15 protein-coding genes are annotated in these 14056 nt (G+C 43.6%); 6 read left to right on the top strand and 9 right to left on the bottom strand.

Annotated elements, in window-relative coordinates; genetic code table 11:
• The first annotated feature begins 414 nt into the window (after positions 1-414).
• The 6 genes from ybgF (KFV02_RS08845) (at position 415) to xerC (ending at position 5556) form a co-directional block, all read left to right on the top strand.
• The gene (gene ybgF, locus KFV02_RS08845) at positions 415-1188 is read left to right on the top strand and encodes a tol-pal system protein YbgF (protein WP_252381185.1); all 774 of its coding nucleotides are present in this window, start codon (positions 415-417) and stop codon (positions 1186-1188) included.
• 8 nt (positions 1189-1196) lie between these two features.
• Complete coding sequence (dprA, locus tag KFV02_RS08850) at positions 1197-2390, top strand: DNA-processing protein DprA (protein ID WP_252381186.1); 1194 nt, start codon at positions 1197-1199, stop codon at positions 2388-2390.
• 125 nt (positions 2391-2515) lie between these two features.
• Entirely contained in the window at positions 2516-2860 is a 345-nt protein-coding gene (locus tag KFV02_RS08855; protein ID WP_252381187.1) for a hypothetical protein, read from the top strand.
• Entirely contained in the window at positions 2861-3703 is an 843-nt protein-coding gene (locus tag KFV02_RS08860) for an HDOD domain-containing protein (protein WP_434800289.1), read from the top strand. It begins immediately after the preceding gene.
• A gap of 34 nt (positions 3704-3737) precedes the next feature.
• Positions 3738-4661, top strand: coding sequence for a GGDEF domain-containing protein (locus tag KFV02_RS08865; protein ID WP_252381189.1), 924 nt, complete (start codon positions 3738-3740; stop codon positions 4659-4661).
• Positions 4633-5556 (top strand): tyrosine recombinase XerC, encoded by a 924-nt coding sequence (gene xerC / locus KFV02_RS08870; RefSeq protein ID WP_252381190.1) that lies wholly within the window; start codon positions 4633-4635, stop codon positions 5554-5556. The genes KFV02_RS08865 and xerC overlap by 29 nt, the downstream gene beginning before the upstream one ends.
• Positions 5557-5653: 97 nt before the next feature.
• Here the strand turns inward: xerC and KFV02_RS08875 are convergent, their stop codons facing one another.
• From KFV02_RS08875 to ileS, 9 genes are all read right to left on the bottom strand, one after another.
• Entirely contained in the window at positions 5654-6394 is a 741-nt protein-coding gene (locus KFV02_RS08875) for a protein phosphatase CheZ (RefSeq protein ID WP_252381191.1), read from the bottom strand.
• Positions 6395-6429: 35 nt separating this feature from the next.
• Entirely contained in the window at positions 6430-7161 is a 732-nt protein-coding gene (locus KFV02_RS08880) for an ATP-binding protein (RefSeq protein ID WP_252381192.1), read from the bottom strand.
• Positions 7151-7684: a PilZ domain-containing protein gene (locus KFV02_RS08885; RefSeq protein ID WP_252381193.1), complete on the bottom strand. Its 534-nt coding sequence runs from the start codon at positions 7682-7684 to the stop codon at positions 7151-7153. The genes KFV02_RS08880 and KFV02_RS08885 overlap by 11 nt, the downstream gene beginning before the upstream one ends.
• 327 nt (positions 7685-8011) lie before the next feature.
• The gene (locus tag KFV02_RS08890) at positions 8012-8443 is read right to left on the bottom strand and encodes an NIL domain-containing protein (RefSeq protein ID WP_252381194.1); all 432 of its coding nucleotides are present in this window, start codon (positions 8441-8443) and stop codon (positions 8012-8014) included.
• 86 nt (positions 8444-8529) lie between these two features.
• Positions 8530-9420: a tol-pal system protein YbgF gene (gene ybgF / locus KFV02_RS08895; protein WP_252381195.1), complete on the bottom strand. Its 891-nt coding sequence runs from the start codon at positions 9418-9420 to the stop codon at positions 8530-8532.
• A 114-nt stretch (positions 9421-9534) separates the two neighbouring features.
• On the bottom strand, positions 9535-9747 hold the full coding sequence (locus KFV02_RS08900; RefSeq protein ID WP_252381196.1) for a PLD nuclease N-terminal domain-containing protein: 213 nt from the start codon (positions 9745-9747) through the stop codon (positions 9535-9537).
• Positions 9747-10493 carry a prolipoprotein diacylglyceryl transferase gene (gene lgt, locus KFV02_RS08905; RefSeq protein WP_252381197.1) on the bottom strand — a complete coding sequence of 249 codons (747 nt, stop codon included), beginning with the start codon at positions 10491-10493 and terminating at the stop codon, positions 9747-9749. The genes KFV02_RS08900 and lgt overlap by 1 nt, the downstream gene beginning before the upstream one ends.
• Positions 10483-10968: a signal peptidase II gene (gene lspA, locus KFV02_RS08910; protein WP_252381198.1), complete on the bottom strand. Its 486-nt coding sequence runs from the start codon at positions 10966-10968 to the stop codon at positions 10483-10485. Before lspA ends, lgt begins: the two co-directional genes overlap by 11 nt.
• Before the next feature lie 112 nt (positions 10969-11080).
• Entirely contained in the window at positions 11081-13897 is a 2817-nt protein-coding gene (gene ileS, locus KFV02_RS08915; RefSeq protein WP_252381199.1) for an isoleucine--tRNA ligase, read from the bottom strand.
• Positions 13898-14056: the final 159 nt, after the last annotated feature.

Consider the following 14056-nt stretch of genomic DNA (forward strand, 5'->3'; position numbering starts at 1 on the left):
GCCCTCGCAATGACAATCTCGCTCCTGTCATTGCGAGTGGAACAAAGTGTAGCGAAGCAATCTCAAAGTTTGAACTGGAAAAAAATCGCTCATAAATTTTAGATAGTTATGGTCAGTATCGCAAAATATTCAGCCCATTCATCCCGATGCTCTGTTTTCCGCAAGCTTGCACTAAGATGGGTTACCCAAACCATTGATAATGCATTTCAGAGACCAAGACTTTCAATCAGAGGCTAAAATGGGGTTGGGCCACAGGCTCAAAATACGAACTAGATACGCATGCAAAAATAAAGTCCTCTTTCAGAAACTGTCGAAATTTATTTATCGAATTTCAAAATTTCGCCGGTCGCCAAACAAGTCTTAAAAATTAGCGGACCAATTATTTGCATACTCATTTATTCAAAGGAGACTAAAATGCCTAAGCTTCTAATCTATACTTTAATCCTTTCTTTTTCACTTGTTGGTTGTGCAGGTAAATGGCCCAAAAGTAAGGAATGGCGCCTGCAGACTCTAGAGGAAAATTTTTTGGAGCTAAAAAACAACCAGAAAAATACCCAAACCAAACTGGTTCAACTAGAAAAAAGGCTTTCTGACGTGGAAAATAACCTGGTAGAGATAAAGCAGAAACAGGATAAAAGCCAAATCCAGCAGACAGAAATTCAGGAGAAAAATGCTGAACAGCCAAGTCAACAGGATATTATTCCTGAGTCTCAAAATAAAAGCGATCCTCAGGTCGAAGACGAAGTGTCCAAAGAAAAACAAGTGACAAAAAAAATCAATTCTGTGCCAGAGAAGCAGGAACATAAAAATGATGAACAGGCATTATACAAAAGGGCCCTTGAGCTAGTCTGGCAAAATAAACCAGAACAGGCTCGGAAACTTTTACTAGATTTTAAAAATAAATATCCCCACAGTGAGCTCATGCCCAATGTCCTATACTGGATTGGCGAAACTTATTATTCCCAGGATCAATTTGCCAAGTCTATTTTGAACTTCAAACAAGTTATGCAAACTTTCCCCAAACACCCAAAAGCTGTCCATGCCCTGTTGAAAATTGCCTATGCCTATGAAAACCTAAACGATAAAAGTAATGCCTTATTTTACCTCAAAGTACTTGTTCAAGATTACCCTAACTCTGACGTAACAGCCAGAGCCAGAAAGAAGATTAAAGAAATCAGCGGCAAATAAGGGAGTGAGTGGACTGTTGTGATCTTTATTTCTCCACCCATTTACCCGTTTGCACATATACCCATTTACCCATTATGAAAAAATACTCCCGAATTGAGGAAATAAGGGCCTGCCTTGCCATGTACCACATCAAGGGACTGGGGCCAAGAACCTGGAAAAGGTTAGCCAGCCATTTTGGGTCACCTGCCAGAGCCTTGAATAATTATGAACAGTGGTTAGACTTAGGCCTGGCCAGAGGTTCCGTGATCAAGGCAGTCAAAGATAAACAATGGGAGGAAAAGGTTGAACAGGATCTGAAAAGAATCGCTAGAAAGAATTATGGGATTGTTATCTGGACAGACGATGATTATCCCTATCTTTTAAGACAGATCCCCGATCCCCCTTTTCTGCTTTATTTTTTAGGCGATAAAAAACTATTAAATGGCGCATGTCTGGCAGTAGTTGGATCGCGCAAGTGTTCCAGGTATGGGCAGGATATGGCCGGAGAAATTTGCTCAGAGCTTTCGGCAAAAGGAGTGACCATAGTATCCGGCCTGGCGCAGGGCATTGATAGTAAAGCTCACCTGGCCGCTCTGGATGGAAAGGGTAGTTCTGTTGCTGTTTTGGGCACAGGCATTGACATTATTTATCCGGCTACGAATAAAACCTTATGGCACAAGCTGACCCAGACAGGACTGATTGTAACAGAATTTGCTCCCGGCACTAAACCTGAGTCCCCTAATTTTCCTCATCGAAACCGCATAATCAGCGGCCTGTCTCTAGGAGTGTTGGTAGTCCAGGGCGCGCAAAAAAGTGGCACCATGATTACGGCCATGCTTGCACTGGAGCAGAACCGGTTGGTGTTTGCTGTCCCCGGGGCAGTAAATATGGCCAACTTTGATGGATGCAATTATCTTATTCAACAGGGTGCTTTTTTGGTGCAAACAGCAGTAGATATCCTGCGCGAACTAAAGCCCATGCTCGGCAAACAGCATGCTTTCCCGGCAACAGAAGAAAAGGACACTGTACCACTTAATGAGGAACTTGATTTAAGTAGAGATGAAAAAAAGGTGCTTGAAACTCTGGCTAAAGAGATTAAAATGCATATTGATCACCTGGCACACGAATTAGATTGGCCCAGCTTTAAGGTTAGTCAGATACTCATCGACCTGGAGATAAAGGGGGCTGTCAAGCGACTGCCCGGAATGCACTATAGTGTTTAAAGAGGAGTAGAGTTAAGTGGGTGTTGCAATTCATTTGTTTACTCTATAACCATGATGACCGTGACATTCACCCCACCGCTCAGCCATTACTCTAAAACTTCAAATTTATATCCGAGGTTTCTGGCATGCAAAAGATCCCTTTAAACCTTGCCCAGCCAGGCATGGTCTTGGAAAAACCAGTGCTAAGAGACAATGGCCTGGTCCTGGTGGCCGAGGGCACTGAGCTCAGCGAACCACTGATCAGTCGTCTGGAGAATATGGGAGTAAAGAATATCATTGTTCAAGGCGAGCCATTAGAATTGGAAGGGATGGCTGGAACCACTTCTTATGCCCAACGCATTGAACGTTTGGACCACCTTTTTCGTAAGTTTAAAGATGACCCCTGGATGAATCAGGTCAAAGCTTTTCTAAAAGCCTATTATGAACAAAAGGCTGCTGAGCAAATCCAACCTCAAAAGCAAAACGATTAGATTATGCAAGACTTAAGAGTAGAACGTAAAGGAAGACTCCTGGCCGTTAAGGACCTGCCCACTTTGCCCACGGTTTTGGATGAGGTGAGCAAGCTGGTTCAGGATCCCGCCTCCTCCACAGAACAGATAGCCAAGGTTATTTCCAAAGACCAGGTACTATCGGCCAAGGTACTCAAGATGGTGAATTCACCCATCTATGGATTCCCCAGACGAATCAGCACAATCCAGCATGCCTTGGTTTTGCTGGGATTTAATGTCATTAAAGGTCTCATTATCAGCACTTCTGTCTTTGATATCATGGCCAAGAACATGATCGGCCTGTGGGAACATAGCTTGGGGTGTGCTCTGGCCTGCTCTAGTATAGCTAAGATTGCCGGATTAAAGGATCCTGAGGAATATTCGGTAGCAGGGCTGTTGCATGATTTGGGTAAAGTAGTGGCTACAGTACAACTGCCGGAACTGAAAGAAGAAATAGATGTTTTGCTCAAAGAAAAAGAATTGACCTATATCGAAGCCGAAGTTGAAGTTATGGGCTTTGGACATGACAGGGTTAATGCCTGGCTATCAGACCACTGGCACCTCCCCCTGCGATTACGCGAAGCACTGGCCTGGCACCATCGTCCTAAATCCGCCCAACATTATCCGGATATGGCCGCCGTTGTCCATATAGGCGACTTTCTCACTCGGGCTTTTGAAGTAGGCTCAGGCGGGGATGATCATATCAGCTACTTAAAACCTGAAGCATTAGAGATATTAAATCTTAAGCTAACCGATCTGGAAAAGGTACTCGATGACCTGGGGCAGGAGTTTGTTGAGCTTTCCGATTTTAGACCGGAAGATTAGAGGTTTGAATAATTGTTCGAGAAGCTAGGGAACTATGAAACACTTTTTTTTAGTTTCATCAGATGCAGAACTTTTTAAACTCTTTAAAGAGATCTGTCCCCAGGTGCAGTGGTCTGTTTTTGAACGCGGGGCCGGGGCCATTGAGTACCTATTCAATGATCCCCCTGAGCTCTTGATAGTGGATAATGATCTGGATGATATAAGTGGTCTGGAACTGATCAGACTTTTTAAGAGCGAAAATGTCTATCGCCAGGTCCCGGTAGTCCTTTGTCTAAAAAAGGAGGCGCTGAGACAAAATCTGGATTTCTCAATGATAGAAGTGGATGATTTCCTGGTCAAGCCGCTGGACAAAGAATTGACTGCTGCCAGGTTAAAGCTGACCTTGGCCCGGGCTGGACGGGCACTTGATGCCAACCCATTAACCAAGTTGCCAGGCAACACCTCCATTATCCATAAAATCCAGGAACTCATAGTTCGTAAACAGGAATTTGCTTTGGCTTATGCTGATTTGGACCATTTTAAATCCTTTAATGATAAATATGGTTTTTCTCGTGGAGACGAAGTACTGATGATGACCGCACGGGTTATTGTGAACACCATTCGAGCATTTGCCGGAATGGATTCCTTTGTCGGCCATATAGGTGGGGACGATTTTGTATTTATTGTGCCACCGGATAAAGTAGAGACTGTTTGTAAGATGATTATCCAAAGCTTTGATAGCATTGTGCCGAACTTCTACGACCAGGAAGACAGGACCCAGGGGTTTATTCGCTCGACAGACCGCCAGGGTAAAATCCAGACATTTCCCATCATGGCCTTGTCCATAGCAGTAGTCTTTAACTTAAAGGGAGAACTGAGTCACTATGGCCAAGCTTCACAAATTGCCATGAACCTAAAAAAATTAGCAAAGAAAAACCCAAAAAGCTGTTATGTCCTGGACCGACGAAAATCTTCCTGAGACAATCCAAATTTTTTTGGCCTATCTGGATGTGGAGAAAGGCTATTCAAAGGCCACTTTGAGCTCCTATGCTTTAGACCTGGCTCAGTGGGAAAACTTTTTAAAGACCAGGAACAAGTCCAATGAACAACCAGATCAAATAAACCGCGTTGACATTCATGCTTTTCTGGCCGAACTACACCGTCAAAGACTTGCTAAGTCCAGCATCGCCCGCAAACTCTCTTCTTTACGCAGTTTTTTTCGTTTTCTCCTCAAAAAAAAATATACTCAGCAAAACCCTTGCCAGGGGTTAAAAAACCCCAAACAAGATAAGCCCCAGCCCAAGACTTTGAATGTGGACCAGGCACTCAGTTTGATGCAGGCAGTGATTGACCCCACCCCTAAAGGTTTACGCGACCTGGCTCTGGCTGAACTACTTTATGGGTCAGGCTTGCGTATAAGTGAAGCCCTTGGGCTTGATCTGGAAGATATTGATCTGAGGCAAAAAATTATTCGTGTCCGGGGCAAGGGAGGTAAGGAAAGACTTGCTCCCATCACAGATGCAGGCCGGGATAGAGTCAAAGCCTATCTTGAGCAAAGAAGCGCTTTTAATCCTCACCCGCAGGAGCAGGCCCTGTTTTTGGGTCTTCGGGGCAGGCGGCTGCAACGCAGAGAAGCAAATAGAATTCTGGCCCGTCTAAGCAAGCTTGCAGGTCTTCCCCAGGAGATCAGTCCACATACCTTGCGACACAGTTTCGCCACCCATTTGCTCCAATCCGGTGCAGACTTAAGGAGTGTTCAGGAACTTTTGGGGCATAGTCGCATCAGCACTACCCAGCGCTACACCCATTTGAATATGGAGACAGTGATGAGAATCTACGATCAAGCCCATCCGCGCGCTCGGGAAGAAGATTGAGAAGTTGGGAGAACAAAAAAAGACTTATTCCAGCCGGCGCAACCTATCTTCCCATCTTCCCATCTTCCTAGCTTCCTATCTTCCTCTTCAAGCCTGGCTAAAGCCCTAATTGAGCCAGAAGCTCATCCACATCCGCCTGGCTAACACCTGCTTGTGGGCCTTTGAGTTCCGATACCGTCTTTTCTGTTTCTGCTTTGATAGTTTCAAAATCTTTATCAGGCTCTTTTTCCTTGGTTTTTATGGACAGTCCCGCGGTTAGATATAGTTTGAGTACATGTTCCTCAATTTTACGCAAAGAAGAAATAATTTTTTTAATCCTCTGACCGGTTAAATCCTGAAAACTTAAAGAGGTCATTATTTTCAGGAGATCCTTATTTAACTCATTGTTTTTGGCTATAAGCCAGTCAATGACCTGGGTAGCATCATGTTTTTCTTTTTTGATCTTTTCCAGAACAGTAATAATATGCGTGCTTTGTTCCAGATGTTTTTCCACAATGGCCATGATCTCTACAGTGGCCTTCTCCGTTGTCTTTAGAACGGCATCCAGCTGGTCAGATGTTTCGTGAAAAATCTCTTCGGCTTCTTCTTTAGTTAACTCAGGCAGTTCTACGCCCATCTGTTCTGTCTGCGTGATCTCGCGATAAATTATCCCCAATCCCTCACGCAGTTCATCGCTTAACTTACGATAAAATTCGCTATCCAACAACGCTTTTGACAGCGCTTCCGCAAGACCTTCTTCCAATACTCTGGCAACAGTATCTGAAACAGCTTCTTTGATAAACTTTTCTGTCTGATCAGTAATATTCGGCATAAGTTCTTGTGTAACATCCTTGGTCAAGCCAAAACCTCCTGAAATTCGTAACTTGCTAACTCTTATTTTAAAAGTGATTTTCTGTCAGGAATTTTAAGAGAAAAGACAGTATCTCCATTCTCACCGGTTAAAGAGGCTGTCCAATTAAGTCTTGAACATAAAAATTTTATTAAAGTAAGCCCCAAGCCCAGATGACCTGGCTTTGTTGTTTGCCAGGGCTGCCATGGATCTTGAACAGAAAGCTTTGTCCTGGAGATAATTTTAAATTCCACCCCATTTCCATAGGGCAAGACCATAATAACTAAATCATGTTCACTCTCCGGATCTTTTTGCTTATAAGCCTCAACGGCATTGGCCAAGGCATGTTCAATACAAAAGGTTAAAGCAAAGGCAGGACACTCAATAACAGGAATATTCTGAGCCAGATTGAACTGACATTTGACCTTGTGCTTGAAGAACAAGTCATTCTGCCAAAAAGCTTCAAGCCAATGCAAAAAATCATTAGGGCTGGCCTCGACTTGATCTTGTTGCAAATAAAATGCCCGTTGAGAATTCAAGTCCAACGCCTGCAATAACTTTTTGCTCCCCTGATTCAGGTAACCAAGTCTTTTGCTCTGATCTTTTAAAGTTGTAAGAGGGTTCTTAGTCAAAACAGAATTAAGCAGAGCAAGCTGCATATCCAAAATATGCGCAACATTATTCAGATTATGCATCAAGCCGTAAAGTTTTCCTCCGCAACTGGCATCCAAATAGTATTGGACAAATGCCAATTGTTGCTCTGGGCTAAAGTTCATTTTTCCTCTCTCTAATTTGCTCCCTTTGTTCCTGAAAAACAAATTGAACAATATGTTCCCGATCAATATCTCGGATGTTGGTAAATTGTACTACCCAAACAGGCACATTATGCAGACTTTCCTGACGATGAATAAGGCCAACTACCCCCACAATCTTCAAGGGAAATTGGGAAAGAACAAGGGCCATTTCTATGGCATCACCCTTCTTAAACTCTGTTTTGGAAACAAATTTAAGCCCTGCACCGCTAATCTCAACTACTTCTGCACTAATTGGGAAGTCTTCCTGGATAGTATCCTGTTTTAACAGGCTTAAGATCATATCCAGCTTGGCATCCATGTTTTGCAAAAATGTGATTAACTCGCGGGGAATGTGGGAACCATGTAGATTTTTGATTACAGAGCTGTCTGCATCACAACCAAGACAGGCAGAAAAAAGAGGTCTGGTATCGGGGGAAGGTAGCTTACGAACATAAGCCTTGAGCCTGGTGGAGGTTCGCGAATAGGAGCGTTTTTGCTTGATCATCTTTCTTCCCCATTAAATAGAGCTTAAAAATTAAAACAAAATCTTAGGGCGAATAGGACAGTACCTTCGCTCAAATAATCTCTCGCAACTTTCTCATAGTATACTCTCTGGCATCATCGAGCAGATGCGGGACTAGCAAGCATGAGATATTTACCGATAAAGAAGAAAGTCCGTGGGCAAGCAGAGCAAAAGTTTACTCATTGGTATATTTTAGAAATTCATTTATTTCACCACCTGCTCATGTGTAAATCATTAACGGGACAGACTAGTAACTCTCTTTTAGCATAAAAAAAAATATTTGCAAATCTTTCAAAAGTGGATTTGCGTTTAAAAGTCTCCGTTGATCTCTACATGCATTGCTTTGACAGGGCAGACACGAGTACATTGACTACAGGCAGTACATCTGGAAGATTCAAAAATCACAAGCCTTGTTTCCAAATCAAGGCGCAAGGCATTAGCTATACACAAAGAAGTGCATAACCCGCAGTGTAAGCATGATTCTTCATCGCGTGAAATACTTTGGGCTACTTCCTGGACGGACACACCATGTTCCTGCAAATAGGAAATGCCCTTTCTATAATCCTCCTCAGTGCCGGAAAGTTCTAAAATCATGTGGCCTTCTTCCTTGGGATCGATCCTGGCCTTTAAGATATTAAAGGTCAAATCAAACTTTTTAGCCAAATTATACATCATAGGACTACGAGAAGTCTCCGGCGAAAAATGTAAGGAAATTATTTTGGAATATTTTTTTTGTTGCATCTTAACTCCCTAATAAAAGAAGCAAAAAGGCCTTAAAAGTTTTGTTTAACCTCTTAGCCTCTTAAACCTTTTAATCTGAAACAGATTTAATCAATGCTGGCCAAAAAACCTTTTGCCCGTCTGGCCTCTATTGTATGAGGAAATTTTTTAATCAATTCTTTTAACACAAGCTGGCCAGCTTTTTTCTTGCCTAGCTTATAAAAGGCCATGCCCTGTTTTAACATGCTCGGCCTTAGTTTATTACTTTTGGAGAATTTACTGATGACCTCTTGGTAGGCCAGGACCGCCCTGGCATAATCCCCCATTTGATAAAAACATTCACCCTGCCAGAAATAGGCATTAGGGACCAATTTATCCTTGGGAAAAGTCCGAATAAACTCATCCCACAAAGACTGGGCCAAATCATACTTGCGAGCATAAAAAGATTCCAAGGCCTTTCTGTATAATTCCTGGGCTGAGTTAGCCGTAAGAAAGGCTGCTTCCTTTTTATCCCCTTCTTTAGGTGACACAACTTTCTCTGACTTTTCGCCTTTTTCATCTTCCAAAAATTCAAGGCCCAATTGACTTTTGGTCCTTTGCCAATTCTTTTCCAGTTGTTCAATTCTTTTGCTCAATATAGTCAGGGTCTGGGTAGAGTTGGTCTGAACCGTGTCTAGTCTTTGTAGTTTTCGGTCAAGTGCATCCATTTGACCGCTTAAAGTAGCTAGTTGAACGCGCAAAGACTCTATTTCGGCCCAGAGATTGGCCTGGGTAGATCTGACAGGAGTACTCGTTTGGACAATCTGCTCTTTTAAAATCTTGGTCCGAGAGTTTAATTCCTGGCGCAGGGCCTCAAGCTGCTTTTTTAGTGCATTATTTTCTCTTACCAGCTTGGCATTTTGGCTACTGACCTGGATACGCAGTGTATCCAGATCATTTTTAGTGACACAAGAGGCGCATAAAAATAAAGCGGCGATAAGAGTAAGTATCCCTTTCATTTCTGCCTTCTTTTGATATGCTATCGGACTACTAAATAGTCCGCCAGATTAAATATTTCCTTTACTTGCCTCCTCAACCACTCAACGACTTAACCGCTCAACTACTCAACTAAATCAAACTTTCTTCCCTCTTTTACGGCCCCAGAACAAATAGGCCAGACCGCCTAAAACAGGAATAAACACAGCACCGGCCAACCAGGCCATCTTTTCTTGAGGTGTGGCAAAGTCACGCTGAAAAATATGCCAGATTGCCCAAAGATTGGGTAAAATAGGCACAACTAATACGATTAGTACTAGTGGTAATTTCTCCGGAGGAATGCCGAACATCAAGCTCTCCTTTTATAAATGACCCAAAGGCCCAAAATAAAAAGCCCCAGGGCAAGGATTTGTGTTACGCTTAAAATTCCGATTGAGCCACGATAGTCGCCTCGAAAAAACTCGATGCTAAATCTAAAAAAAGCATATAAAATGAGAAACAAGCCCATCAATTGGCCAGATCCTTTTAGACGCTTTTTGGCGACCAAAAGGAAGATAAAAGTTACCAGCCCGGCCAGAGAATGATAGATTTGCGTTGGATGCAAGGGAACATACAGAGGCGCCAGAGAATCAGGATGAGTAAAGGTTACGGCCCATGGCAGAGTACATTTCCTCCCATAACAGCAACCGGCAGCAAAACACCCTAGCCTGCCCACGGCCTGACCCAAAGCCAGCCCCGGAGCAACGGCATCCAGCCATGGCCACAAAGGCTGGTTTCTCTTACGCAAAAACACGTACCCACATATAGCACCAACAATGGCACCACCCAAAAAAACCAGACCACCCTTCCAGAACATGAAGATTTCCAGAGGGTGTTCCAGAAAATACCTGGGATTAATGAGCACATAAAGAAGCCTGGCCCCTAAAATACCGCCCAAAATCAGATAAAAACCGAGGTCAGAGACAAGTTTAGGATTTAATCCCCGGTACCTGGCCTCGCGCATGGTCCATGACATACCAAGCAAAAAAGCCGCTGCTATAAAAAAACCATAAGTATAGATGGTAAAAGAACCAATAGTAATCAGTTTAGGATGCATTTTTCTTCCGTTTGTAAAAGGAAATAAGCAGGGCAAGCGAGCCAAGGCTAATGGCAATGTCCGCTACATTAAAGGCCGGCCAATGATGGGTACCCAGGTAAAAATCCAGAAAATCAATGACCTGCCCCAAACGAATACGGTCAACCATGTTGCCCAGAGCCCCACCTAGAATAAGTCCCAGCCCTGTAAACAAGAATTGGTCATTTCGGTCAACAGTTCTAACCAGATGAAAAATAAGGACTATAGCCAGAGCAGAAACTGCAATAAAGAAATAAGTCTGCCACGTCAGGTCTGCTCTATTTAGAAAACCAAAGGCTGCACCTTTGTTCAAGACATGGACCAGGTTAAAAAAACCGGGGATTATGGTAGTCCCTGACCATAAAGGGATGTTGTTCTGTACCCAAAGCTTGGTTATCTGGTCCAGGATCAGGACCAAGGACCCCAGAAAAATAACTATTTTGTATTTTTTGGCCATCTGACTTTACCAGGTTTGTACAATTAAACACGTAGTACTGCAAATAACAAATTAAATAAAAAGCACCGCCATTCTGAACAAAACATTTCTTCTGCTCAGAACAGCCTGGCCACTACGAGCTATATTCCCTCATCACCTCAGCACACCTGGGACAAATTTCAGGATGTTCTTCATCCTGCCCCAGTTCCTCACTGTACACCCAACAACGGCTGCATTTTTGTCCGGAAGCCCTATCGACTTTTATTTTCAGATTGTCGATCTCTTCGCTGGTGTATATGTCCTCCGGAGCCTCTGAGATGGGGGCAATATTTACCTGCGAGACAATAAAAACTTCCCTTAAATATGAGTGCACAGACTGCAACATTTCCCGAAGTTCATCGGATACATAAAGAGTGATCCGGCTATCAAGTGAATGTCCTAAAAGACCTGATTTGCGTGCCGGTTCAATGGCTCTGGTAACTTCGTAGCGCAAATCCAGGACAAGATTCCATAGACTCTTCTCTTCCTCAGTTAAGAGATCTTTTAAATCAGGTTGAAAACAAAGGCCGAACACGGTTTTCGATTCCTGCTTAATCTTTTCAGGCAGATACTGGTAAATTTCTTCCGCAGTAAAACTTAAAATAGGAGCCATATCCTGTAGCATGAGGAGAAGAATCTGGTACAAGACTGTTTGGGCCGACCTTCTCTCCAAACTCTTGGCCCCAGAGACATAGAGTCTGTCCTTTAGGATATCCAGATAAAAAGCGGACAGGTCGGTAACACAGAGGTTGTGCAACGTATGAAATACCTTGTGAAACTCAAAATCATCATAGGCCTTTTGCATACGTTTGTGCCGGGTATAAACCAAGTCTAATGCAAAGCGGTCTAATGGTAAAAGCTCCTTATTGGCCACTAAATCCTTTTGCGGGTCAAAATCCGTTAAATTCCCCAGGATAAAGCGGCAGGTATTGCGGATGCGCCGATAAGCATCGACCAGTCTCTTTAGAATTTCCTCTGAAATACGCAGGTCTTCCTGGTAATTTTCTGAAGCAACCCACATGCGCAAAATTTCTGCGCCGTATTTATCAATGATCTCTTGTGGAGCTATAACATTACCAATGGACTTAGACATTTTTCGACCCTGACCGTCAACCACAAAACCGTGAGTGAGCACGGCCTTATAAGGGGGCACATCCCTGGTGCCAATACTGGCCAGGAGTGAAGAATGGAACCATCCGCGGTGCTGGTCAGTGCCCTCCAGATAGAGATCAGCAGGAAAACGACATTCCTGACGCCCCTCTAAAACAGCAGCAAAGCTTGTGCCCGAGTCGAACCAGACATCCAAAATGTCATCTTCTTTTGTAAAATTTTTGCTGCCGCAATGAGGACAAGTAAGGTCTGCCGGCTTTAATTCATCTATTTCTGCCTCAAACCAGTAATCCGCACCACGCTCATGGGCGGCAAACTTGTCCACAACAGACTGAACCCAGTCAGGGTCATGCCAGGCTTCGCCACAATCCGTACAGAGCAAAGCAATAATTGGCACTCCCCACATCCTCTGCCTGGAGATACACCAGTCAGGCCTGTGCTCGATCATATTATAGATCCTGTCCCTACCCCAGGCAGGAATCCATTTAACCTTTTGATCTATGGCCTCCAGTGCTTTTTGGCGCAAATTATTCTCCTCCATGGAAATAAACCACTGGGTCGTGGCCCTGAAAATGACCGGTTTTTTACAGCGCCAGCAATGGGGATAGGAGTGAGTAATATCTTCCCGGGCCAGAAGATGTCCTTCCTGGCTCAACTTTTCTATGACTTTGGGATTGGCTTCAAAAACAGTCTGGCCCGCAAAAAATTCTACCGAGTTTAAAAATCTACCTTCATTATCTAAAGGTGAGAGAACCTCCAGACCATATTTTAAACCTGTTTCGTAGTCTTCGCGACCATGCCCTGGGGCCGTATGCACACAACCTGTTCCGGCATCAAGAGTAACATAATCGGCCAGGACTATAGGAGATTGGCGATCATAAAAAGGGTGTTTGGCCTTTAACCCCTCCAGGTCACTGCCTTTTATTCGCGCTATAATTTCCGGGTTTTCCCAGCCAAACCTCTCCTTATTTTCCGGCAACAAGTACTCTGCCAAAATATAACCATCATCGTTTACCTTCACCACTACATACTCAAAATCAGGATGCACGGCCACGGCCATATTATCAGGAATGGTCCAGGGCGTGGTAGTCCAGATCACTACAAAAAAATCTCCGGTAATTTGCGGAAATTTCTCTTTTGCTTTGGGGTCAGGCACAGGAAAACGAACATAAATAGAGGGAGAAGTGTGATCATAATACTCCACTTCAGCCTCGGCCAAGGCTGTCATACAGGAGATACACCAATAGATGGGCTTTTTGGCCCTTTTAACTGATCCCCTGGCCATAAACCGGCCCAGTTCGCGAGCCGTGGCCGCCTCATAGTCCGGGGTCATGGTCAGGTATGGCTTATCCCACACTCCTAGTACGCCCAACCGCTTAAATTCATCACGCTGAATATCTAAAAATTTCAGAGCATATTCCCTGCATTTTTGACGTATCTGAAGTACGGGCATCTCTTTTTTCTTCCCGCCCAGGGACTGCTCAACTTTCAACTCAATGGGTAAACCATGACAGTCCCACCCGGGTACGTATTCGGCCTTGTAGCCCTGCATGTTTTTGGACTTGACAATGATATCCTTTAAAATCTTGTTCATTGCCGTGCCTAAATGGATGTGCCCGTTGGCATAGGGGGGGCCGTCATGCAGAACATAGGTTGGCTTATCTTTATTGGCCTGGATCATGGCTTTATAGGCATTTATCTCTTCCCAAAATTTGAGCATTTTGGGTTCATTTTTCGTCAGGTTTGCCCGCATGGGAAATTTGGTCTTAGGCAAATTAAGAGTCTTTTTATAATCAACCATAAGTCAAGTTACCTCCTGCAGAGAATTTTCATATGTTAATATTGATTGTATTAATCGTAAAAGAAAAGCTGAACTTGAAACATAGTTTAACTGAAGTCAAGAAAGAGCGAAGATTAAAAGGCCATAAGTGTCTGTGGTCAAACCTTGCTCAAAGGATAA

It is taken from the genome of Desulfovulcanus ferrireducens (assembly GCF_018704065.1).
GTDB classification, from domain to species: Bacteria; Desulfobacterota; Desulfovibrionia; order Desulfovibrionales; family Desulfonatronovibrionaceae; genus Desulfovulcanus; species Desulfovulcanus ferrireducens.